The sequence below is a fragment of the Streptomyces sp. NPDC002176 genome (assembly GCF_044903645.1).
Taxonomy (GTDB): domain Bacteria; phylum Actinomycetota; class Actinomycetes; order Streptomycetales; family Streptomycetaceae; genus Streptomyces.
Genome location: NZ_JBJDQW010000003.1, coordinates 334,983 through 355,589 on the forward strand (window position 1 = coordinate 334,983; position 20,607 = coordinate 355,589).

A 20,607-nucleotide genomic window follows, 5' to 3' on the forward strand; every position below is an offset into this window, starting at 1 on the left:
GGTCACAGCTCTGCTGCGGTCGCTCACCCGGACGGCGCAGCGGGCGCCGCCCCCGCGCACCCCTCGTAGACTCGCCCGCGTGGATACGACCCTTTCGGACCCCCTCCTCGGCCAGGTGCTCGACGGCCGCTATCGCGTCGAGGCGCGGATCGCCGTCGGCGGGATGGCGACCGTCTACCGGGCGCTGGACATCCGGCTGGACCGGGTCCTGGCGCTCAAGGTGATGCATCCGGCGCTGGCCGCCGACGGCGGGTTCGTGGACCGGTTCATCCGCGAGGCCAAGTCGGTCGCCCGGCTCTCCCACCCCAACGTGGTGCAGGTCTTCGACCAGGGCACCGACGGCGGCTACGTGTATCTGGCGATGGAGTACGTCGCCGGGTGCACCCTGCGGGACGTGCTGCGGGAGCGGGGCGCGCTGCGGCCGAGGGCGGCCCTGGACATCCTGGAGCCGGTGCTCGCCGCGCTGGGCGCGGCCCACCGGGCCGGGTTCGTGCACCGGGACATGAAGCCGGAGAACGTGCTGATCGGGGACGACGGCCGGGTCAAGGTCGCCGACTTCGGTCTGGTCCGCTCGGTCGACACGGTCACCAGCACCACCGGCTCGGTCCTCGGCACCGTCTCCTACCTGGCCCCGGAGCAGATCGAGCAGGGCACCGCCGATCCGCGGGTGGACGTGTACGCCTGCGGTGTCGTGCTGTACGAGATGCTGACCGGCGCCAAGCCGCACTCCGGGGACTCCCCCGCCCAGGTCATCTATAAGCACCTCAACGACGACGTGCCCCCGCCCTCGGCGCTGGTGCCGGGGCTGGCGTACGAGCTGGACGAGCTGGTCGCCGCCGCGACCGCGCGCACTCCGGCGCTCCGGCCCGCGGACGCGGCCGCGCTGCTCGGTGAGGTGCTGCGGGTCCGGGGCTCGCTCACCGAGGAGCAGCTCGACGCGATGCCGCCGCAGGAGCTGTCGCACGAGCACCACGACAACGCGGGCGACCGTACGAGCGTGCTACCGCGCGCGTTGACCATGGTCCGGCCGCTCCCGGTCGACGGGGACGGCGAGGACGGCCGCGATGTCACCAGCGTGCTGCACACGACCGACATCGCGCCCCCGCCCACCCGGCACGGCGGGCCGCGGCCCAGGCGCCGACGCGGGCCGCTGACGCTGCTGCTGGCGGTGCTGGTGTTCCTCGGTGTGGGCGGCGGGGTCTGGTACATCAACTCGGGCCAGTTCACCAAGGTGCCGCCGGTGCTGTCACGCACCCAGGACCAGGCCGAGCAGCGGCTGAGGTCGGCGGGGCTCGACGTGGGCGAGGTGAAGCGCGCCTACAGCGACACCGTGGACCGGGGCACGGTCATCAGCTCCGACCCGTCGGCCGGTGCCCGGGTCCGGGGCAACGCCTCGGTGGGGCTGACGATCTCGCTCGGCCCGCGCACGGTCGCGGTGCCCAGGGTGACGGGCCAGCCGCTGGAGCGGGCCCGGGAGCGGCTGAAGTCGGCCGGTCTGGAGCCGGGCATGGTCACCCGCGAGTTCAGCGACGAGGTCGCCCGGGGCTCGGTGAGCGGTACGACGCCGGAGGCGGGCACCGAGATGCACGCCGGTTCGGCGATCGCGCTGGTCGTCAGCAAGGGCGCCCCGGTCGACGTCCCGGACGTCAGCGGCGAGGACGCGGAGAGCGCCCGCCAAGACCTGACCGACGCGGGTCTCAAGGTGAAGATCGCCACCGAGCGGATCGAATCCGACTTCGACAAGGGCCAGGTCGCCTTCCAGTCGCCGGAGGCGGGCAGCCAGGGCGCGGAGGGCGACACGGTGACGCTGACGCTGTCCAAGGGCCCGGAGATGGTGAAGGTCCCGGACGTGGTCGGGGCCAGCGTGGACGACGCGCACCAGCAGTTGGAGGCGGCCGGGTTCGAGGTCCACGAGGACCGGGGACTGCTGGGGCTGTTCGGCGACAAGGTGAAGAAGCAGTCGGTGAAGGGCGGCGACGAGGCGCCCAAGGGCTCGAAGGTCACCATCACCATCCGGTGACCGGTCTCACCGCGGCCGCCGGTCCGGGGGCGCGGGACGGCGTGACACCCTGAACGGGTGACACTCCAGCCGTCCCCCGCCGCTCCCCCGACCGTCCCCGGTGCCCTCCGCAACCCCGTCGGCGCCCATGTGCCGGTCGCGGGCGGGCTGCACACGACGGGACTGCCGTACGCCCGTGAGCTGAAGGCGGAGACCGTGCAGGTCTTCGTCGCCAACCCGCGCGGCTGGGCCACCCCGGCCGGGAACCCGGCGCAGGACGAGGCGTTCCGGGCGGCCTGCGCGGCGGAGTCGGTACCGGCGTACGTGCACGCGCCCTATCTGATCAACTTCGGCTCGCACACCGAGGCGACGGTGGAGAAGTCGGTGGAGTCGCTGCGGCACTCCCTGCGGCGCGGGCGGGACATCGGCGCGCTCGGGGTGGTCGTGCACACCGGCAGCGCGACCGGCGGGCGCCCGCGCGAGGTGGCCCTGCAGCAGGTGCGCGAGCGTCTGCTGCCGCTGCTGGACGAGCTGACCCACGACGACGACCCGTTCCTGCTGCTGGAGTCGACGGCCGGCCAGGGCTCGTCCCTGTGCTCGCGGACCTTCGACTTCGGGCCGTACTTCGAGGCGCTGGACGCCCACCCGAAGCTCGGCGTCTGCCTGGACACCTGCCACATCTACGCCGCCGGGCACGACCTCACCGGCCCGGACGGCATGCGGCAGACCCTCGATCTGCTGGTGGAGACCGTGGGCGAGGGACGGCTGAAGCTGATCCACGCCAACGACTCCAAGGATGTGGTCGGCGCACACAAGGACCGCCACGAGAACATTGGCTCGGGACACATCGGCGAGGAGCCGTTCCGTGCCCTGATGGCTCATCCGGCCACGGCGGGCGTTCCGCTGGTCATCGAGACCCCGGGCGGCAAGGAGGGCCACGCGGCGGACGTGGCCCGGCTGAAGCGCCTGCGCGACAGCTAGAGTTCCGGACCGTCGCCCGGCTCCTCCTGGTAGGAGTAGCGCTGTTCCTTCCAGGGGTCGCCCACGTTGTGGTAGCCGCGCTGCTCCCAGAAGCCCCTGCGGTCGGCGGTCATGTACTCCACGCCCCGGACCCACTTGGGGCCCTTCCAGGCGTACAGGTGCGGGACGACCAGGCGGGCCGGGAAGCCGTGCTCGGCGGTGAGGAGTTCGCCGTCCTTGTGGAAGGCGAAGATCGTGCCGTCACCGGCGAAGTCCGCCAGCCGGAGGTTGGCGCTGAAGCCGTACTCGGCCCACACCATCACATGGGTGACCTCGGGCGCGGGCGGCGCCAGGTCGAGGACCGCGCGGGCGGGCACGCCGCCCCACTCGGCGTCGAGCATGCTGAACTTCGTCACGCAGTGCAGATCGGCCACAACGGTGGCGTACGGCAGGGCGGTGAACTCCTCGTGGGTCCAGGACCGCTTGTCGCCGTCGGCGGTGGCGCCGAAGACCCGGAAGTCCCAGCGCTCGGGGCGGAACTTGGGCACGGGCCCGTAGTGCGTGACCGGCCAGCCGCGCTGGAGCCGCTGCCCCGGCGGAAGATCTGCCGCTGCCCCCGTTCCAGACGCGCGTTCCACCGGATGACCCATGACTCCATCCTGACAGACCGGGCGGGGTGCATCGGACCAGCACATGGACATTTCCGGCATTGACTACTAAGTGTGCGCTTACTGGACGGCTCGGGGTGCCGGTGGAATCATGCGGCAGCATCAGCCAGTCATGTCCGGAAGGAGCCCGTTCACCATGTCAGGCGACCCCGAGGTCATCGAGCTGCTCAACGAACAGCTCACCGCCGAGCTCACCGCGATCAACCAGTACTTCCTGCACGCCAAGCTCCAGGACCACAAGGGGTGGACGAAGCTCGCCGCGTACACGAGGGCCGAGTCCTTCGACGAGATGCGGCACGCGGAATCCCTGACCGACCGCATCCTGATGCTGGACGGCCTGCCCAACTACCAGCGGCTCTTCCATGTCTCGGTCGGCCAGACGGTGACCGAGATGTTCCGGGCGGACCGGCAGATCGAGGTCGAGGCCATCGACCGGCTGCGCCGGGGCGTGGAGATCATGCGCGCCAAGGGTGACATCACCTCGGCGAACGTCTTCGAGGCGATCCTCGCCGACGAGGAGCACCACATCGACTATCTGGAGACCCAGCTCGACCTGATCGAGAAGCTGGGCGAGGCACTCTACCTGTCGACCACGATCGAGCAGGTCCAGCCCGACGTGGCGGGCGGCTGAGCCGGACCGTCAGGCGGCGTCGCCGAGCCGCCGTACGGGCGCTTCGGCGGCGGAGGCGACCAGGACCGGCGGGCGCTGCGCGATCTGCTCGCGGCGGGGGCACGCGCCCCGGCCCAGCAGAGCCTGGATGCGGCGGACACAGCCGCCGCAGTCGGTACCGGCCTTGCAGGCGGAGGCGATCTGGCGCGGGGTGCAGGCGCCGTCCTGGGCGTGCTGCTTGACCTGCTGCTCGGTGATGCCGAAGCAACTGCAGACGAACACCCGGTCCACCTCCCGACGAGATCGCCGTATTGCCGCCATCGCCGGATTTCGGTGAGGCAAACCTAACCTAACCCAGTGACCGGGGGCCGGGAAAGCGGAAGGGCGCGGATCTCATGTGATCCGCGCCCCACCTCATGCCTCAGGCCACTCGAGCCTCACTGACCTCACTGGTCCCGGTACATCTCGGCGACCAGGAACGCCAGGTCCAGCGACTGGCTGCGGTTGAGCCGCGGGTCGCAGGCCGTCTCGTAGCGCTGGTGCAGGTCGTCGACGAAGATCTCGTCGCCGCCGCCCACGCACTCGGTGACGTCGTCGCCGGTCAGCTCCACGTGGATGCCGCCGGGGTGGGTGCCCAGGCCCTTGTGGACCTCGAAGAAGCCCTTGACCTCGTCCAGCACGTCGTCGAAGCGGCGGGTCTTGTGCCCGGACGCCGCCTCGAAGGTGTTGCCGTGCATCGGGTCGGTCACCCAGGCCACCGTCGCGCCGGACGCCGTGACCTTCTCCACCAGCTCGGGCAGCCGGTCGCGGATCTTGTCGGCGCCCATGCGGACGATGAACGTCAGCCGGCCCGGCTCCCGCTCGGGGTCGAGACGGTCGATGTAGCGCAGCGCGTCCTCGGCCGTGGTGGTCGGGCCGAGCTTGATGCCGATCGGGTTGCGGATCTTGGACGCGAACTCGATGTGCGCGCCGTCCATCTGCCGGGTGCGCTCACCGATCCACACCATGTGCCCGGAGACGTCGTACAGCTTGCCGGTGCGGGAGTCGACGCGGGTCAGCGCCGACTCGTAGTCCAGCAGCAGCGCCTCGTGCGAGGAGTAGAACTCGACGGTCTTGAACTCCTCCGGCTCCGCGCCGCAGGCCCGCATGAAGTTCAGCGCCTGGTCGATCTCGCGGGCCAGCTGCTCGTAGCGCTGGCCGGAGGGGGAGGACTTCACGAAGTCCTGGTTCCAGGCGTGCACCTGGCGCAGGTCGGCGTAGCCGCCGGTGGTGAAGGCGCGCACCAGGTTCAGCGTGGAGGCGGAGGCGTGGTACATCCGCTTCAGGCGCTCGGGGTCCGGGTAGCGGCTCTTCTCGGTGAAGTCGAAGCCGTTGACGGAGTCGCCCCGGTACACCGGCAGCGTCACGCCGTCACGGGTCTCGGTGGGCTTGGAGCGCGGCTTGGAGTACTGGCCCGCGATCCGGCCGACCTTGACCACCGGCACGGACGCGGCGTACGTCAGCACGGCGCCCATCTGGAGGATCGTCTTGACCTTGGCCCGGATGTGTTCGGCGCCCACGCCGTCGAAGGACTCGGCGCAGTCGCCGCCCTGGAGCAGGAACGCCTCCCCCTTGGCGACGGCCGCCAGACGGGCGCGCAGCTGGTCGCACTCGCCCGCGAAGACGAGCGGCGGATAGGTCGAAAGCTCCGCGATCACTTCGCGCAGAGCCTCGGTATCCGGGTATTCGGGCTGCTGCGCCGCGGGCAGGTCTCGCCAGGTCGCCTCGGCGGCCACGGCTCGGGAATCAGCGTTCACGGTCACCCTCCCAACATTACGGGGTCGCCACGGGTGCTCTCGGCCCCGCTCGAAAGGTGAGACGCGATGACTGCTCCGTGGACGCCTTTCCCCGCGCCGGGCCGCGCCGATGCGGTAGGGTCGGCGCCATGTGCGCGCAGCAGATCCAGAACTGGTGGTGGACCGCTTTTCCGGCGGCCCACTGATTCGCGCGCACTACCGAGACTTCCGCGAAGGCCGCCCGAGGGGCGGCCTTCGGTGTTTCCCGGGGTCCGTCCCACGACCGGCGTCCGTCGTCCCCGCCTTTCCGGCTTTCCGGACCGCCCGACGCAAGAGGACCCCCATGAACCAGCCCGACCTGGCCCGTCTCGCCGACGGCGACCGCCCCTTCGCCCTGCTGCACCGCCGCACCCCCGGCCGGGACACCTCCTCGGTGGAGGTGCTGCTCGGCCCGGTCACCGCCCACGAGGAGCTGGCCGAGCTGCCCGACGAGGGCCTGGCCCTGATCCCGTTCCGGCAGATCCGCGAGCGCGGCTTCGACGTCCGCGACGACGGCACCCCGCTGCTGGTGCTGCACCCCGAGGAGTCGTACGAGGTCCCGCTCGCGACGGCGCTGGACACCCTGCCCGCGCATCCCGTACGGGTCGAGGACGGCGGGTTCGACGTGCCCGACGAGGAGTACGGGGAGATCGTCGGCCGGGTGCTGCGCGAGGAGATCGGGCGGGGCGAGGGCGCCAACTTCGTGATCCGGCGGACCTACCGGGGCGAGATCCCCGGCTTCTCCCGGGCCGACGCGCTCGCGCTGTTCCGGCGGCTGCTGGCGGGAGAGCGGGGCGCGTACTGGACGTTCGTGGTGCACACCGGGGACCGGACGCTGGTCGGGGCGAGTCCGGAGGTCCATGTGCGGATGTCCGGCGGCACGGTGGTGATGAACCCGATCAGCGGGACGTACCGCTATCCCGCCGAGGGGCCGACCCCGGAACACCTGCTGGACTTCCTCGCCGACACCAAGGAGACCGAGGAGCTGTCCATGGTGGTCGACGAGGAACTGAAGATGATGTGCACCGTCGGCGACCGGGGCGGGGTGGTGGTCGGCCCCCGGCTGAAGGAGATGGCCCACCTCGCGCACACCGAGTACGAGCTGCGCGGCAAGACCTCGCTGGACGTCCGGGACGTGCTGCGCGAGACCATGTTCGCCGCGACCGTCACCGGCTCCCCGGTGCAGAACGCCTGCCGGGTGATCGAGCGGTACGAGCCCACCGGGCGCGGCTACTACGCGGGCGCGCTGGCCCTGCTCGGCCGGGACGCCGGAGGTGCCCGCACCCTGGACTCCCCCATCCTGATCCGCACCGCCGACATCGCCGCCGACGGACACCTGAGGGTGCTGGTCGGCGCGACCCTGGTGCGCGGCTCGGACCCGGCCGGTGAGGTGGCCGAGACCCACGCGAAGGCGGCGGGCGTGCTGGCCGCGCTCGGGGTGCGCCCGGCCCGGCCGCGCGCGGAGCGGGAGCGGCCCCGGCTGGCGGACGACCCGAGGGTGCGGGCCGCGCTGGACGGGCGCCGCTCGGCGCTGGCGCCGTTCTGGCTGCGGATGCGGGAACCGGCCGCCCCGCTGGGCGCGCACGCGCTGGTGGTCGACGGCGAGGACACCTTCACCGCGATGCTGGCGCACGTCCTGCGCTCGGGCGGCCTGGAGGTGACCGTACGGCGCTTCGACGAGCCGGGGCTCACCGAGGCGGTGCGGGCGCACGAGGGCCCGGTGGTGCTGGGTCCCGGCCCCGGCGACCCCTCGGACGCGGCCGACCCGAAGATGCGGCGGCTGCGCGAGCTGACGGCGACGGTGCTGCGCGAGCACCGGCACGGGGTGCTCGGGGTGTGCCTCGGGCACGAGCTGATCGCGGCGGAGCTGGGGCTGGACATCGTCCGCAAGCGGGTGCCGTACCAGGGGGCGCAGACGGTGATCGACCTGTTCGGGCGGTCGGAGACGGTCGGCTTCTACAACAGCTTCGTGGCCCGCTGCGACGACGAGGCGGCGCGCGAGCTGGCCGCGCACGGCGTGGAGGTGAGCCGTACGCGGGACGGTGAGGTGCACGCGCTGCGCTCCGGCCGGTTCGCCTCGGTGCAGTTCCACCCGGAGTCGGTGCTGACCGTCAACGGGGCTGCTCTGGTACGGGAGTTGGTCTCCGGCCTGCTGACGGCACGCACGGGCTCGTAACAAGCGTCAGCCGAAGAACACCCCGGCCTCCGCGTACAGCTCCGGGTCGACCGTCTTCAGCTCGGCGGTCGCCTCGGAGATCGGGATGCGTTCGATGCGGGTGCCCTGGAGGGCGACCATCTTGCCGAAGTCGCCGTCGTGGACGCAGTCGATGGCGTGCAGTCCGAAGCGGGTGGCGAGCCAGCGGTCGAAGGCGCTCGGGGTGCCGCCGCGCTGCACATGTCCGAGCACGGTGGTGCGGGCCTCCTTCCCGGTGCGCTGCTCGATCTGCTTGGCGAGCCACTCCCCCACCCCGGACAGCCTGACGTGCCCGAAGGAGTCGTGCGACTCGTCCTTGAGCACCATCTCGCCCTCCCTCGGCATCGCCCCCTCCGCGACGACCACGATCGGGGCGTACGCCGCCTCGAAGCGGGAGGTGATCCAGGCGCACACCTGGTCGAGGTCGAAGCGGTGCTCGGGGATGAGGATGACGTTGGCGCCCCCGGCGAGCCCGGAGTGCAGCGCGATCCAGCCCGCGTGCCTGCCCATCACCTCGCAGACCAGCACCCGCATGTGGGACTCGGCGGTGGTGTGCAGCCGGTCGATGGCCTCGGTGGCGATGTTGACGGCGGTGTCGAAACCGAAGGTGTAGTCGGTGCCGGACAGGTCGTTGTCGATGGTCTTGGGCACGCCCACGCAGGGCACGCCGTGCTCCTCGTACAGCGTGGCGGCGACGCCGAGGGTGTCCTCGCCGCCGATGGCGATCAGCGCGTCGACGCCCTGTTCGGCGAGGTTCTCCCGGACCCGGCGCACCCCGTCCTCGGCCTTGAGGGGGTTGGTGCGGGAGGAGCCGAGGATGGTGCCGCCGCGCGGGAGGATGCCGCGCACGGCGGGGATGTCCAGCGGGACGGTGCGGCCTTCGAGGGGGCCGCGCCAGCCGTCCCGGAAGCCGGTGAAGTCGTAGCCGTACTCCTGGACGCCCTTGCGGACGATGGCCCGGATGACGGCGTTGAGGCCCGGGCAGTCGCCGCCCCCGGTCAGTACTCCGACGCGCATGGCTCGTCCCTTCGCCGCGATGACCGACTCAGCCACGGTAATGGTGATACAGGTCACACAACGAGGTGGGAAGGGCGAATCCGGTGAATCAGTCGTCGTCGAGGCCGCGCTCGATCGCGTACCGGACCAGTTCCACCCGGTTGTGCAGCTGGAGCTTGCCCAGGGTGTTCTGGACGTGGTTCTGGACCGTGCGGTGCGAGATGACCAGGCGTTCCGCGATCTGCTTGTAGCTCAGGCCCTTGGCGACCAGCCGCAGCACCTCGGTCTCCCGGTCGGTGAGCCGGGGCGCGCCCGGCGCTCCGGCCTCGGGGGCGGGCGCGGGCTCGGCGGCCAGCCGCCGGTACTCGCCGAGCACCAGTCCGGCGAGGCCAGGGGTGAACACCGGGTCGCCGACGGCGGTACGGCGGACCGCGTCCAGCAGTTCGCCGGTGGACGCCGACTTCAGCAGATAGCCGGTGGCGCCCGACTTCACGGCCTCCAGCACATCGGCGTGCTCGCCGCTGGCGGAGAGCACCAGGACGCGCAGGGCCGGGTCGTGGGCGATGAGTTCCTTGCACACCTGCACACCGGGCTTGGCGGGCAGGTTGAGGTCGAGCACCAGCACGTCGGGGGCGGCGGCCTTGGCGCGGCGCACCGCCTGCTCGCCGTCGCCCGCGGTGGCGACCACGTGCAGCCCGGACTCGGCCAGGTCGCGGGCGACCGCGTCGCGCCACATGGGGTGGTCGTCGACCACCATCACCTTGATCGGGTCCTGCTCGGTCATCGCCGTTCCGCCTTCCCCCGCGCCGTCTCGGCGCTCTTCGGTACCTTCAACTCGACCTCGGTGCCCTGACCGGGCACGGAGATCACCTCGGCGCTGCCGCCGAGGTCGCGCAGCCGTCCCCGGATCGACTGGGCCACCCCGAGCCTGCCCTCGCCCTCGGCGCGGGCGAGTCGGCCCTCGGGGATGCCGGGGCCGTCGTCGCGGACGGTGACGATGATCGCGTCGGGCTCGTCCTCGACCAGAATCCAGGCGCGGGCCTCGTCGCCCGCGTGCCGACGCACATTGTCCAGGGCGGCTCCGACCGCGGCCGCCAGCTCGCGTGCCGCGGCCGGGGCCAGCCGTACGGGGGCACCCGGTTCGGCCAGGCTCACCCGGGACCCGGCGTACGGGGCGAGCAGGGTACGCAGGTCCAGGGGGCCGTCGTCGTCCGGCACCGGACCGGCCGGGACACGGGCGGCGGGGAGCAGGCCGCCCGCGACCAGGGTGCGCAGGGCGATCTCCTGATCCCCGGCGAGCCGTCCCAGCTCGGCCGCCTCGCCGCCGATGACCGCGCCGCGCCGCTGCACCATGGCCAGCACCTGGAGCACGCTGTCGTGGATGTCGCGGGCGAGGCGCTCCCGCTCGCGGGTGGCGGCCTCGATCTCCAGGGCGCGGGCGAGGGTGCGCTCGGAGGCGCGGGCGACCTCGACGACGTAGCCGATGGCGATGGCGGCGACCCAGACCAGGATCACGTTGTGCACGGTGTCCCGTGCCGGGGCGCCCCGCTCGACCAGGTTGGCCACGGCGACGGCCGTGGAGGCGACGGCGGCCCAGCGCCAGCCGCCCTTCAGGGCGAAGGCGAGCACCGCGCCCGCCGTCCATATCGACGGCAGGGTGGGGCCGCCGCCCGCGATCCGGTGCGGGTCGTCGGCGAGCGGGGTGAGCAGGATGCCGAGGACCGCGACGGCCAGGTCGGCCGCGAGGAACCACCGGGTGCAGCGGGCCGCGCTCGTCACCCGAGTCACGGTGGCGAGCGTCCAGAGGACCAGCAGCGCGTAGTAGCCGAGGGCCAGCCAGGGGCGGACGAAGTGGCCGTAGGCGGTGGCGCCCAGGCCGATCGCGTACAGCATCGTCAGGACGCGGTAGCCGGTGAGCGCGCGCCACAGCGGCAGCTCGACCGACATCCGCAAGACTTGTCCACCCCTGGCCACGGCGCCCCCGCCTCCCCCGAGCCGGGTGCGCTAGGCCCCGGTCTTCTCCGCTTCCTTCTCGGCCTTTCCGGCTTCCTTCGCCGCCTTCGCCGCCTCCGCGAGCTGCCGCTTGGCGGCGGTCGCGTAGATGTCGACGTACTCCTGGCCGGAGAGCTTCATGATCTCGTACATGACCTCGTCCGTCACCGCCCGCAGCACGAACCGGTCGTGGTCCATGCCCTGGTAGCGGCTGAAGTCCAGCGGCTTGCCGATCCGGATGCCGGGCCGCATCAGCTTGGGCATCACCTTGCCGGGCGGCTGGATCTTCTCGGTGTCGATCATCGCCACCGGGATGACCGGCGCGCCGGTGGCCAGCGCCACGCGGGCCAGACCGCCGGGCTTGCCCCGGTAGAGGCGGCCGTCGGGCGAACGGGTGCCCTCGGGATAGATGCCGAACAGCTCACCGCGCTTCAGCACCTCTATGCCGCTCTTGATCGCGGCCTCGCCCGCACCGCGCGCGCCGGAGCGGTCGACGGGGAGCTGCCCGACGCCCTTGAAGAAGGCGGCCGTCAGCCGTCCCTTGACCCCGGGGGTGGTGAAGTACTCGGCCTTGGCGATGAAGGTGACCTTGCGGTCCAGCATCACGGGCAGGAAGAACGAGTCCGAGAAGGACAGGTGATTGCTCGCCAGAATGGCGGCCCCCTCGGCCGGGATGTTCTCCAGTCCCTCGACCCAGGGTCTGAAGGCGACCTTCAGCGGCCCCCCGATGGCAACCTTCATCGTGCCGTACAACACCCGCGTGCCTCCCGTTTCCGTCGAACAGACCTTAACCCGGACCGCCGCCAATGGCTCCGACGACCCTGGTCGGTGGCGATGCGGTCGCGTACGGTGAAGCACATCCGCCAGTACCGCACTCCCCAGAGATCCACATACCGGAACAGGAGCCCCAAAGGTGCCGGTCCTTCCCGGAGCCGAGCCGTACCGCCATGACGGCGGGGAGGTGGGGGTTCTCCTCTGCCACGGTTTCACCGGCTCGCCCCAGTCGCTGCGTCCCTGGGCGGAGCATCTCGCCGCGCACGGCCTGTCGGTGTCGCTGCCCCTCCTGCCCGGTCACGGCACCCGCTGGGAGGACCTGCGGGCCACCGGCTGGCAGGACTGGTACGCCCACCTCGACCGCGAGCTGTGGCAGCTCTCCGAGCGCTGCGAGCAGGTGTTCGTCGCCGGGCTGTCGATGGGCGGCGCGCTGGCGCTGCGGCTGGCGGCGAAGCACGGTGAGCGCGTCGCCGGAGTGGTCGTCGTCAACCCGGCGAACCGGGTGCACGGACTCGCCGCGCACGCCCTGCCCGTGGTCCGGCACCTGGTGCCCTCCACCAAGGGCATCGCCAGCGACATCGCCAAGGGCGCCACCACCGAGCTGGGCTACGACCGGGTCCCGCTGCACGCGGCGCACTCCCTGCGCCAGTTCCTGCGTCTGGTGGACGGCGAGCTGCCGCAGGTCACCCAGCCGTTGCTGCTGCTGCGCAGTGCCGTGGACCATGTGGTCCCGGCGGCCGACTCGGCGCGGGTGCTGAGCCGGGTGTCCTCCACGGACGTGACCGAGAGCGTGCTGGAACAGAGCTACCACGTGGCGACGTTGGACCATGACGCGGACCGGATCGTCGAGGAGAGCCTCGCCTTCATCGACCGGCTCGCACCCCGTGTCGGCAAGGAAGGGACGGCCTCCGTTGGCTGAGCAGGACTCCGGTCGCGAGGGCCGCGAGCCGGACGAGCAGGGCGTGCCCTTCGACGAGGACGCCGTCTGGCGGGCCATCGTCGCGGGGTACGGCGCCGAGCCGCCGGACCCGCCGGGCGCCAGACCCTTCCGGTCCATCGAGGACCTCGCCCTGCCGGAGAACGACCCCGAGCCGGACGACGACACCGACGACACCGACGACGCCGAGGAGGCCGGGGACACCGCGGACCGCGCCGCCGACGAGACTCCGAAGGCCGCGCCCGTACGGCCGCTGGGCAGCTCGGTCACCTTCGCGCCCGGTATCGGCCCCCGCGACCACACACCGGCCGAGCCCGACGACGGCGAGGGCCATTTCGAACCGCCCGAGCCGCCGCCGCTGCCCGTCGCCGACACCACCGCCAAGTTCGCCTGGCTCGGGGTGGTCGGCGGTCCGATCCTGCTGCTGCTCGCCGTACTGCTGGGCTGGGAGATGACCTGGTGGCTGACGACCGTCTCCATCGGCGGCTTCCTCGGCGGCTTCGTCACCCTGGTGACCCGGATGCGCCCGGACGACGACGGCGACGACGACCCGGGCCGGGGCGCCGTCGTCTGAGACACCCGCTCAGGAGTTCGCCGGGATTCTGAGGGCGGCCAGGACCGGAAGGTGGTCCGTGGCCGCCCTCAGGTCGCTCCCGGTGACGCCGGGCAGGTCGGTGGGGACCCCGCAGGCCAGCACCTCGATGTTCCGGGTGGCGAGGACGGCGTCGATACGGCGGTCGGGGCCCGTGGCGGGGAAGGTGTCCGTGCCTCCCTGGGGGGCGACGGCCGCGGCGTCCTGGAGGGCGTCGGCGAGGAGGGTGAAGGCGGGGCCGGTCGGGCCCTCGTTCAGGTCGCCGCCGATCACGGCGTGGTCCACGCCCAGTTTGCCCAGGCGGTCCAGGAGCAGGCCGCCGTGCGCTCGCCGTTCGGCCTTCTGGAGCCCGAGGTGGCAGCTGATGAGCCCCAGCCGGGCCTTGCCGAAGCGGACGATCGCGGTGGCGAGGCCCCTTCGGTGCTGGCCCGGTGTGAGGGGCAGCAGGGTGTCCTCCGTGCTCTCGACCGTGGCCCGCAGGGAGCAGAGGATCGCGGGGCCCGCCGCGGGGGCTCCGCCGGTGAGGTAGACGAGGTTGGTGGCCTTGGCGAGGCGGGCCAGCTTCTTGCGCCAGCGGAAGAAGCGGGGGGCTTCCTGGAGGAGGAGTACGTCGGGGGCGCAGGCGTCGATGACTCTTGCCAGGGCTTCGGTGTCGTCCCTCAGGGAGCGGACGTTGTAGCCGAGAACCCGGATGATCGCGGAACCGTCTGACTCCGTATGGGAGTTGGGGAACGGGGTTGGCATGTGATCAACCTACTCGGGGCGCGGGGATCGATCGCGACCGCCGGTTCGTCGTGGCTTGTCGCGCAGTTCCCCGCGCCCCTGAGTTGGCACAGCTGAGGTCACTCGAGAAATGACCCTTACATCACCGGGTCCGGCTCCCTCGCCAGGTCCGCCGCGCCGACCATGCCCGCCTTGTTGCCGAGCTGGGCCGCGATGACGTCGGCCACCGGGCGCCAGTTGCCGCCGACCAGCCAGCGCTTGTACGACTTGCGGATGGGGTCGAGGACCAGCTCGCCCTCGTCGGAGAGGCCGCCGCCCACGATGAACGCGGACGGGTCGAACAGCGAGGCCAGGTCCGCGAGACCGGCGCCCGCCCAGCGGGCCAGCTCACGGTAGGAGTCCACGGCCACCGGGTCGCCCTGGCGGGCGGCCACCGAGATGTGCTTGCCCTCGATGCCGTCGGGGGTGCCGTCGCCGAGGCCGAGCAGGATCTCGGCGTTCTCGGGGGTGGCGTTGGCGCGCTGCTTGGCGTAGCGGACCAGGGCGCGGCCGGAGGCGTACTGCTCCCAGCAGCCCTGCGAGCCGCAGCCGCACAGCAGGCCGTCCGGGACCATCCGGATGTGGCCGAACTCGGCGGCCACGCCGAAGTGACCCCGGCGCAGCTTGTTGCCGATGATGATGCCGCCGCCCAGGCCGGTGCCGAGCGTGATGCAGATGACGTTGCGGTGGCCCTTGCCCGCGCCGAACTTGTACTCGCCCCAGGCGGCCGCGTTGGCGTCGTTCTCCACGACGACCGGGAGACCCACGCGGGCCTCGACCTTCTCCTTGAGCGGCTCCTGGCGCCAGTCGATGTTGGGCGCGAAGTACACGGTCGAGCGCTGCCGGTTCACATAGCCGGCCGCGCCGATGCCCACGCCGACGATGTCGTGTCCGGCACGCGCGCCCTCCACGGCCGAGGCGATGGCGTCCACGATGGCCTCGGGCGTGTTGGGGGTCGGCACCTTGAAGGTCGAGAGGATGTTGCCTTCCTCGTCGACCACGCCGGCCGCGATCTTGGTGCCGCCGATGTCGACGCCGATGGTGAGTCCCATGAATCCCTCAGTTCCGGTCGAGCCCCGCTACCGCCAACGGTACCCGAGGCCCCACCGGGACAGACCGTCAGTCCAGGTCGATGCGCTCGCCCGGTCCGGTGCCCTCACCTGGGTCGCGGCGGCCGGGCGGCGGGGTGTCGGCCGGGGGCGGGGTGGGGCCGGTGGTCCAGCGCCGCTCCTGGGCCTGGACGGCCGAGCGGTAGGCGGCGAGCAGCTCGGTCCCGGCGGCGGCGAGGTGGTCGAAGACCTGGGGGTTGCGCTCGACGACCGGTTCGACGGCGGCCTTGGCCTGCTGGACCATCTGGCGCACCGCCTGCTGGGCCGCGGGCCCGGCGACCGCGCCGAGCAGCGGGGACTGCAGCCCGGAGATCTTGTCGGCCACGGAGTCCATGAGCCGACGGAGCTCCTCGGCGGCGGTGCCGGGGGGCGGCGGGTTGGTGCCGCGACGGCGGGCCTTCTCGGCGGCCAGGTCCTCGGCGGTGGCGGTGGCCCAGGCGTCGGCGTCGCCCACGCGCGGCGCTTCAGGAGCTTCGGGCTCCTCGGGGGGCTGGGGTGCGGGACGCTCTTCGCTCATGGCGGGCTCCTGACTACGGTTCGCGTCTTCGACGTTACCCGAACGGGGGTGTCCGTTCACCGTCCCGTGCCGGGCCACAGGGCGGGGTCGGGTGCGAACCGGACGGACAGCTCGCCGTCGGCCAGCGCGGCTCCGGCGACGGTGCAGCGGCGCAGGGCGGAGGGGAGGGAGACGATCCGGTGGAAGGGTCCGGCGGTGACGAGGAGTTCGTCGCCGCGCCGGATCAGGTCGAGGTCGCCGCGTACGGCGCCGGGCAGCGGGAGGCGCCAGACGAGGGTGCCGTCCTCGGCGAGGCGGTCGGTGACCGGCCACTCGACGGAGGCGGGCGCGGGGTCGGCGCCGGGCGGGGCGAGGGCGGTGAGGTCGTCGGTGCCGCGCGGGTCGCGGCCGAGGTGGGGGACGGTGTGCACGGCGTACGCCTCGGCCCAGTCGGCGAGGGTCTTGCGCTGCTGGGCGAAGGGTCCGGCGAGCCAGGTGCCGTCGGCGGACTCGGGCAGCACCCGGTTGGCGATCAGGGTCTCGGCGCGCAGTCCGCGCAGGGCGAGGCCGAGGGTGGCGGTGCGGACGGCGTCGTCCCCGGCCGGGCCGGGTTCGGCGACCAGGCGGACGGTGGTGCCCTTGTCGGCGACGACGGCTTCGACGGCGGCGAGTTCGAGGTCCCAGCGGGCGGCCGTCTCGTAGAGCCAGTCGGCGGGCATGGGGACCCCGGCGAGGCGGCCGAGGACCGGGCGCAGGGCGCGGGCGGCCTGCCGCTCGGGCGGGAGGAGGCGGCGCAGGTAGCGGCGGAGTTCCTCGGGGAGGGCGAGCAGGTCGAGTGCTTGGGGCAGCGGGGGGAGGTCCACGACGAGGAGGTCGTAGCGCTCGGAGAGGGCGGCGTCGCGCAGGGCGCGCAGCAGGGAGAGTTCCTCGGCGCCGGGCAGCGGGGTGACCTCCTCGGCGTCCAGCCGGGAGGCGCCGAGCAGGTCGAGGACGGTGGCGGCGCGGCTCTGGAAGGCGGTGAGGTCCTCGCGGAAGCGGGCACCGGCGTCGGGGCGCCAGACGGTGAGGTTCTCGGCGGCCTCGGTGGGCGTGGGTCCCGTCACCGTGCCGAGGGCCGCGCCGAGCGTGTCGGCCCGGTCGGCGCCGAGCACGAGCACGCGGGCGCCGGTGCGGGCGGCGGCGAGCCCGGTGGCGGCGGCGACGCTGGTGCGGCCACTGCCGCCCGGCCCGGTGATCAGGAGGGTACGCATGAGGCTGAACGGTAACGGAGCCTCAGCCCCCGGCGGGGAGGGCCGGGGATCAGGAACCCGTCTCGACGCGCTTCTTCAGGCCCGCCAGCGCGCGGTCGATGATGACCTTCTCGGCCTTGCGCTTGATCATGCCGAGCATGGGGATCTTGACGTCGACCGTGAGGCGGTAGGTGACCTCGGTGGCCGCGGCGCCCGCGGGCTTGAGCAGGTAGCTGCCGTCCAGGGAGCGGAGCATCTGGGACTTCACCAGGGTCCAGGAGACCTCGTGCTCGCCGGTCCAGGTGTAGGCGAGGGTCTGGTCGTCCTTGATGGCGCCCGCGTCCATGACGAGGCGGACCTCCTCGGCGCGGCCGCGGCCGTCGGTCTCCAGGACCTCGGCCTCCTTGACCTCGCCGGTCCAGTCCGGGTAGCGGGAGAAGTCGGCGATCACCGCCATGACGTCGGCCGGGGCCGCCTCGATCGTGATGCTCGAACTGGTGTGTTCCGCCATCGCCGTGGCTCCTCCAGATGCGGCCGGACGTTCTCTCACGCGCGGGGTGCGCACGTGTGTGCAGCGTGAAGGCTACCGCGCCGTCCCCGGCCCGCGGTCACCACTCCAGCGCCCACGGCTTTCCGGTCCCGGCGAAGTGCCCCACGTTCACGCACTCGGTCGCGCCGATCCGCATCCGGCGGGCGAGCGGCTGGTGGACGTGGCCGAAGAGGGAGTAGCGGGGTTTCGTGCGCCGGATGGCGGCCAGCAGGGCGCGGCTGCCGCGCTCGAAGCGGCGGGCGACGGTGTCGTAGACCAGTTCGGGCACCTCGGGCGGGATGTGGGTGCACAGCACGTCGACCTCGCCGACGGCCTCGATCTTCGCCGCGTACTCCTCGTCGTCGATCTCGTACGGGGTGCGCATGGGGGTGCGCAGGCCGCCGCCGACGAAGCCGAAGACGCGGCCGCCGATCTCCACCCGCTCGCCGTCCAGCACGGTGGTGCCGGGCCCGGCGTACTCCCGCCACAGCGGGGGCATGTCGACATTGCCGTAGGTGGCGTAGGTCGGGGTGGGGAAGGCGGCGAACAGCTCGGCGTACTGGCGGCGTACGGCCTGCTCGATGGCGGCGTCCCGGTCGGCGCCGATCCCGGCCCACAGCCGCCGCCCGAGGGCGCGGGCCTCCTCGAAGCGGCGGGCGGTGCGCAGCTCGACGATCCGGTCGGCGTTCTCCTCGCCGAACAGGTCGGGGAAGATGCCGCGCGAGTGGTCGGCGTAGTCGAGGAAGAGGACGAGGTCGCCGAGGCAGATCAGCGCGTCGGCGCCCTCCCCGGCCCGCGCGAGGTCACGGGCGTTCCCGTGCACGTCGCTGACCACGTGTACGCGGTTCCGGGTGCCCCGGGTGGGTGTGGAAGCCATGGCGATCAAGGGTAGAGGTGTGCGGTCTACGTGAACAGTGGCCCGTCTGGCCTGCGGTTACTCGCCCGTTGGTCAAGAGGTGGACTACTGTGCGCCCAAGCGGGTTATCCCGTGTGACGCAGCGAACATCTGGCACGGACCCCCTGTCCCAGAGGTCATACCGGCGGGTAACGTCCGGGCAGTCCGGTCGTGCTCCGGAGAACACCCCGGCAGGCGGGACCCCCGAGCACCCGCCCCGAGGAGCAGCAGTTTTGCGCGAGTTCAGCCTTCCGGCTTTGTACGAGGTCCCCGCCGACGGCAATCTGACGGACATCGTCCGCAGAAACGCCGCCCAGCACCCGGACGTCGCGGTCATCGCCCGCAAGGTGGGCGGCGCCTGGCAGGACGTGACGGCCCGGCAGTTCCTCGCCGAGGTGCACACCGCCGCCAAGGGCATCATCGCCGCCGGTGTGCAGCCGGGCGACCGGGTCGGCCTGATGTCCCGCACCCGCTACGAGTGGACGCTGCTGGACTTCGCCATCTGGAGCGCGGGCGCGGTCACCGTGCCGGTGTACGAGACGAGTTCGCCGGAGCAGGTGCGCTGGATCTTGTCCGACTCCGGTGCGACCGCCGCCTTCGTGGAGCTGGACGCCCACGCGGCCGCCGTGGACTCGGTGCGCGAGTCGCTGCCCGCGCTGAAGCACGTGTGGCAGATCGAGGCCGGGGGCCTGGAGGAGCTGACGCGGCTCGGGCAGGACGTGTCGGACGCGACGGTCGCGGAGCGCGGCTCGCTCGCCAAGGCGGACGACCCGGCGACCATCGTCTACACCAGCGGCACCACCGGCCGCCCCAAGGGCTGTGTGCTGACCCACCGCAGCTTCTTCGCGGAGTGCGGCAACATCGTGGAGCGCCTGCGCCCGCTGTTCCGTACCGGTGAGTGCTCGGTGCTGCTGTTCCTGCCGCTGGCGCACGTCTTCGGACGGCTGGTGCAGGTCGCGCCGATGATGGCGCCGATCAAGCTGGGCTGTGTCCCGGACATCAAGAACCTCACCGACGAGCTGTCCGCGTTCCGGCCGACGCTGATCCTGGGCGTGCCGCGCGTCTTCGAGAAGGTCTACAACACCGCGCGGGCCAAGGCGCAGGCCGACGGCAAGGGCGCGATCTTCGACAAGGCCGCGGATGCCGCCATCGCGTACAGCAAGGCGCTGGACACCCCGGCGGGCCCGTCGCTGAAGGTGCGGCTCAAGCACAAGGTCTTCGACAAGCTGGTCTACGGCAAGCTGCGGGCGGTGCTCGGCGGCCGGGGCGAGTTCGCGATCTCCGGCGGTGCCCCGCTGGGCGAGCGGCTCGGCCACTTCTTCCGGGGCATCGGGTTCACGGTGCTGGAGGGCTACGGCCTGACCGAGTCCTGCGCGGCCACGGCGTTCAACCCGTGGGACCGGCAGAAGATCGGCACGGTCGGCCAGCCGCTGCCCGGCTCGGTCGTGCGGATCGCGGACGACGGCGAGGTGCTGCTGCACGGCGAGCACCTGTTCAAGGAGTACTGGAACAACCCGGACGCGACCGCCGAGGCGCTGGCCGACGGCTGGTTCCACACCGGGGACATCGGCACCCTGGACGAGGACGGCTACCTCCGGATCACCGGCCGCAAGAAGGAGATCATCGTCACGGCGGGCGGCAAGAACGTCGCCCCGGCGGTGATAGAGGACCGTATCCGCGCGCACGCGCTGGTCGCGGAGTGCATGGTGGTGGGCGACGGGCGGCCGTTCGTGGGCGCGCTGGTCACCATCGACGAGGAGTTCCTCGGCCGGTGGGCCGCGGAGAACGGCAAGCCCGCGGGCGCGACGGCCGACTCGCTGCGCGACGACCCGGAGCTGAACGCGGCGATCCAGGCGGCCGTGGACGACGGCAACGCGGCGGTGTCGAAGGCGGAGTCGGTGCGCAAGTTCCGCATCCTGCCGATCCAGTTCACCGAGGAGTCGGGTCACCTCACGCCCTCGCTGAAGCTGAAGCGGAACGTGGTGGCGAAGGACTACGCGGCCGACATCGAGGCCATCTACGCGAAGCAGCCTGCCTCCTGACGCACCGTC

At 72.2% G+C, this 20,607-nt stretch carries 21 protein-coding genes; 8 read left to right on the forward strand and 13 right to left on the reverse strand.

The genetic code is table 11. The features are described 5' to 3' along the window. The first annotated feature begins 79 nt into the window (after window positions 1–79). Window positions 80–2,020: a Stk1 family PASTA domain-containing Ser/Thr kinase gene (gene pknB, locus ACI2LY_RS15310; RefSeq protein ID WP_404707561.1), complete on the forward strand. Its 1,941-nt coding sequence runs from the start codon at window positions 80–82 to the stop codon at window positions 2,018–2,020. Window positions 2,021–2,077: 57 nt separating this feature from the next. Then, complete coding sequence (locus ACI2LY_RS15315) at window positions 2,078–2,980, forward strand: deoxyribonuclease IV (RefSeq protein WP_404707562.1); 903 nt, start codon at window positions 2,078–2,080, stop codon at window positions 2,978–2,980. On the opposite strand, the gene ACI2LY_RS15320 is transcribed toward ACI2LY_RS15315, so the two are convergent. Further along, a complete protein-coding gene (locus ACI2LY_RS15320) occupies window positions 2,977–3,609 on the reverse strand; it encodes a sulfite oxidase-like oxidoreductase (RefSeq protein WP_404707563.1) in 633 nt (210 codons plus the stop codon). The genes ACI2LY_RS15315 and ACI2LY_RS15320 overlap by 4 nt on opposite strands. A 154-nt stretch (window positions 3,610–3,763) precedes the next feature. Between ACI2LY_RS15320 and bfr the strand changes: the two genes are divergently transcribed. After that, the gene (gene bfr / locus ACI2LY_RS15325; protein ID WP_404707564.1) at window positions 3,764–4,258 is read left to right on the forward strand and encodes a bacterioferritin; all 495 of its coding nucleotides are present in this window, start codon (window positions 3,764–3,766) and stop codon (window positions 4,256–4,258) included. 9 nt (window positions 4,259–4,267) lie between these two features. On the opposite strand, the gene ACI2LY_RS15330 is transcribed toward bfr, so the two are convergent. Together ACI2LY_RS15330 and ACI2LY_RS15335 are read right to left on the reverse strand one after the other, a co-directional pair. Beyond that, complete coding sequence (locus ACI2LY_RS15330) at window positions 4,268–4,528, reverse strand: bacterioferritin-associated ferredoxin (protein ID WP_388992487.1); 261 nt, start codon at window positions 4,526–4,528, stop codon at window positions 4,268–4,270. A gap of 155 nt (window positions 4,529–4,683) precedes the next feature. Beyond that, the gene (locus ACI2LY_RS15335) at window positions 4,684–6,039 is read right to left on the reverse strand and encodes a class II 3-deoxy-7-phosphoheptulonate synthase (RefSeq protein ID WP_404707565.1); all 1,356 of its coding nucleotides are present in this window, start codon (window positions 6,037–6,039) and stop codon (window positions 4,684–4,686) included. 122 nt (window positions 6,040–6,161) lie between these two features. On the opposite strand from ACI2LY_RS15335, the gene ACI2LY_RS15340 reads away from it, so the two are divergent. Both ACI2LY_RS15340 and ACI2LY_RS15345 read left to right on the forward strand, forming a co-directional pair. Further along, on the forward strand, window positions 6,162–6,218 hold the full coding sequence (locus ACI2LY_RS15340) for a trp operon leader peptide (RefSeq protein ID WP_404708146.1): 57 nt from the start codon (window positions 6,162–6,164) through the stop codon (window positions 6,216–6,218). Between the two features lie 137 nt (window positions 6,219–6,355). Further along, window positions 6,356–8,227, forward strand: a complete 1,872-nt coding sequence (locus ACI2LY_RS15345) for an anthranilate synthase family protein (protein WP_404707566.1) — start codon at window positions 6,356–6,358, stop codon at window positions 8,225–8,227. A 6-nt stretch (window positions 8,228–8,233) separates the two neighbouring features. On the opposite strand, the gene ACI2LY_RS15350 is transcribed toward ACI2LY_RS15345, so the two are convergent. The 4 genes from ACI2LY_RS15350 to ACI2LY_RS15365 form a co-directional block, all read right to left on the reverse strand. After that, window positions 8,234–9,262, reverse strand: a complete 1,029-nt coding sequence (locus tag ACI2LY_RS15350) for a 6-phosphofructokinase (protein ID WP_404708147.1) — start codon at window positions 9,260–9,262, stop codon at window positions 8,234–8,236. Between the two features lie 88 nt (window positions 9,263–9,350). Next, window positions 9,351–10,025 (reverse strand): response regulator, encoded by a 675-nt coding sequence (locus tag ACI2LY_RS15355; protein ID WP_393603851.1) that lies wholly within the window; start codon window positions 10,023–10,025, stop codon window positions 9,351–9,353. Next, a complete protein-coding gene (gene macS, locus ACI2LY_RS15360; RefSeq protein ID WP_404707567.1) occupies window positions 10,022–11,188 on the reverse strand; it encodes a MacS family sensor histidine kinase in 1,167 nt (388 codons plus the stop codon). The genes ACI2LY_RS15355 and macS overlap by 4 nt, the downstream gene beginning before the upstream one ends. 57 nt (window positions 11,189–11,245) lie before the next feature. After that, window positions 11,246–11,986 carry a lysophospholipid acyltransferase family protein gene (locus ACI2LY_RS15365; protein WP_388994421.1) on the reverse strand — a complete coding sequence of 247 codons (741 nt, stop codon included), beginning with the start codon at window positions 11,984–11,986 and terminating at the stop codon, window positions 11,246–11,248. Window positions 11,987–12,146: 160 nt separating this feature from the next. Between ACI2LY_RS15365 and ACI2LY_RS15370 the strand changes: the two genes are divergently transcribed. Then, window positions 12,147–12,926, forward strand: coding sequence for an alpha/beta hydrolase (locus tag ACI2LY_RS15370; protein WP_404707568.1), 780 nt, complete (start codon window positions 12,147–12,149; stop codon window positions 12,924–12,926). Then, window positions 12,919–13,518 (forward strand): hypothetical protein, encoded by a 600-nt coding sequence (locus ACI2LY_RS15375; protein ID WP_404707569.1) that lies wholly within the window; start codon window positions 12,919–12,921, stop codon window positions 13,516–13,518. The genes ACI2LY_RS15370 and ACI2LY_RS15375 overlap by 8 nt, the downstream gene beginning before the upstream one ends. Window positions 13,519–13,527: 9 nt before the next feature. Here ACI2LY_RS15375 and ACI2LY_RS15380 read toward each other — a convergent pair whose 3' ends face one another. The 6 genes from ACI2LY_RS15380 to ACI2LY_RS15405 all read right to left on the reverse strand — a co-directional run bounded on the left by ACI2LY_RS15380 (window position 13,528) and on the right by ACI2LY_RS15405 (window position 18,538). Further along, a complete protein-coding gene (locus ACI2LY_RS15380; protein WP_404707570.1) occupies window positions 13,528–14,280 on the reverse strand; it encodes an endonuclease/exonuclease/phosphatase family protein in 753 nt (250 codons plus the stop codon). Window positions 14,281–14,396: 116 nt separating this feature from the next. Beyond that, a complete protein-coding gene (locus tag ACI2LY_RS15385; RefSeq protein ID WP_388992514.1) occupies window positions 14,397–15,350 on the reverse strand; it encodes an ROK family glucokinase in 954 nt (317 codons plus the stop codon). Between the two features lie 67 nt (window positions 15,351–15,417). Next, window positions 15,418–15,924: a DUF5304 domain-containing protein gene (locus ACI2LY_RS15390; protein ID WP_393597071.1), complete on the reverse strand. Its 507-nt coding sequence runs from the start codon at window positions 15,922–15,924 to the stop codon at window positions 15,418–15,420. Window positions 15,925–15,980: 56 nt separating this feature from the next. Then, window positions 15,981–17,153: an ArsA family ATPase gene (locus ACI2LY_RS15395; protein ID WP_404707571.1), complete on the reverse strand. Its 1,173-nt coding sequence runs from the start codon at window positions 17,151–17,153 to the stop codon at window positions 15,981–15,983. Window positions 17,154–17,202: 49 nt separating this feature from the next. Continuing rightward, entirely contained in the window at window positions 17,203–17,643 is a 441-nt protein-coding gene (locus tag ACI2LY_RS15400; protein WP_388992523.1) for an SRPBCC family protein, read from the reverse strand. Window positions 17,644–17,740: 97 nt separating this feature from the next. After that, a complete protein-coding gene (locus ACI2LY_RS15405) occupies window positions 17,741–18,538 on the reverse strand; it encodes a metallophosphoesterase (RefSeq protein WP_404707572.1) in 798 nt (265 codons plus the stop codon). A gap of 251 nt (window positions 18,539–18,789) precedes the next feature. Here ACI2LY_RS15405 and ACI2LY_RS15410 point away from each other — a divergent pair, with 251 nt between their 5' ends. Continuing rightward, complete coding sequence (locus ACI2LY_RS15410) at window positions 18,790–20,598, forward strand: AMP-dependent synthetase/ligase (protein ID WP_404707573.1); 1,809 nt, start codon at window positions 18,790–18,792, stop codon at window positions 20,596–20,598. Window positions 20,599–20,607: the final 9 nt, after the last annotated feature.

What these genes read in the sequence shown, in the direction of transcription:
- ACI2LY_RS15345 (WP_404707566.1), top strand. Translation starts at nt 6,356, where the DNA reads ATGAACCAGCCCGACCTGGCCCGTCTCGCCGACGGCGACCGCCCCTTC.
- ACI2LY_RS15355 (WP_393603851.1), bottom strand. Translation starts at nt 10,025, where the DNA reads ATGACCGAGCAGGACCCGATCAAGGTGATGGTGGTCGACGACCACCCC.
- ACI2LY_RS15380 (WP_404707570.1), bottom strand. Translation starts at nt 14,280, where the DNA reads ATGCCAACCCCGTTCCCCAACTCCCATACGGAGTCAGACGGTTCCGCG.
- ACI2LY_RS15350 (WP_404708147.1), bottom strand. Translation starts at nt 9,262, where the DNA reads ATGCGCGTCGGAGTACTGACCGGGGGCGGCGACTGCCCGGGCCTCAAC.
- ACI2LY_RS15390 (WP_393597071.1), bottom strand. Translation starts at nt 15,924, where the DNA reads ATGAGCGAAGAGCGTCCCGCACCCCAGCCCCCCGAGGAGCCCGAAGCT.
- ACI2LY_RS15405 (WP_404707572.1), bottom strand. Translation starts at nt 18,538, where the DNA reads ATGGCTTCCACACCCACCCGGGGCACCCGGAACCGCGTACACGTGGTC.
- ACI2LY_RS15385 (WP_388992514.1), bottom strand. Translation starts at nt 15,350, where the DNA reads ATGGGACTCACCATCGGCGTCGACATCGGCGGCACCAAGATCGCGGCC.
- bfr (WP_404707564.1), top strand. Translation starts at nt 3,764, where the DNA reads ATGTCAGGCGACCCCGAGGTCATCGAGCTGCTCAACGAACAGCTCACC.
- ACI2LY_RS15320 (WP_404707563.1), bottom strand. Translation starts at nt 3,609, where the DNA reads ATGGGTCATCCGGTGGAACGCGCGTCTGGAACGGGGGCAGCGGCAGAT.
- ACI2LY_RS15395 (WP_404707571.1), bottom strand. Translation starts at nt 17,153, where the DNA reads ATGCGTACCCTCCTGATCACCGGGCCGGGCGGCAGTGGCCGCACCAGC.
- macS (WP_404707567.1), bottom strand. Translation starts at nt 11,188, where the DNA reads ATGTCGGTCGAGCTGCCGCTGTGGCGCGCGCTCACCGGCTACCGCGTC.
- ACI2LY_RS15400 (WP_388992523.1), bottom strand. Translation starts at nt 17,643, where the DNA reads ATGGCGGAACACACCAGTTCGAGCATCACGATCGAGGCGGCCCCGGCC.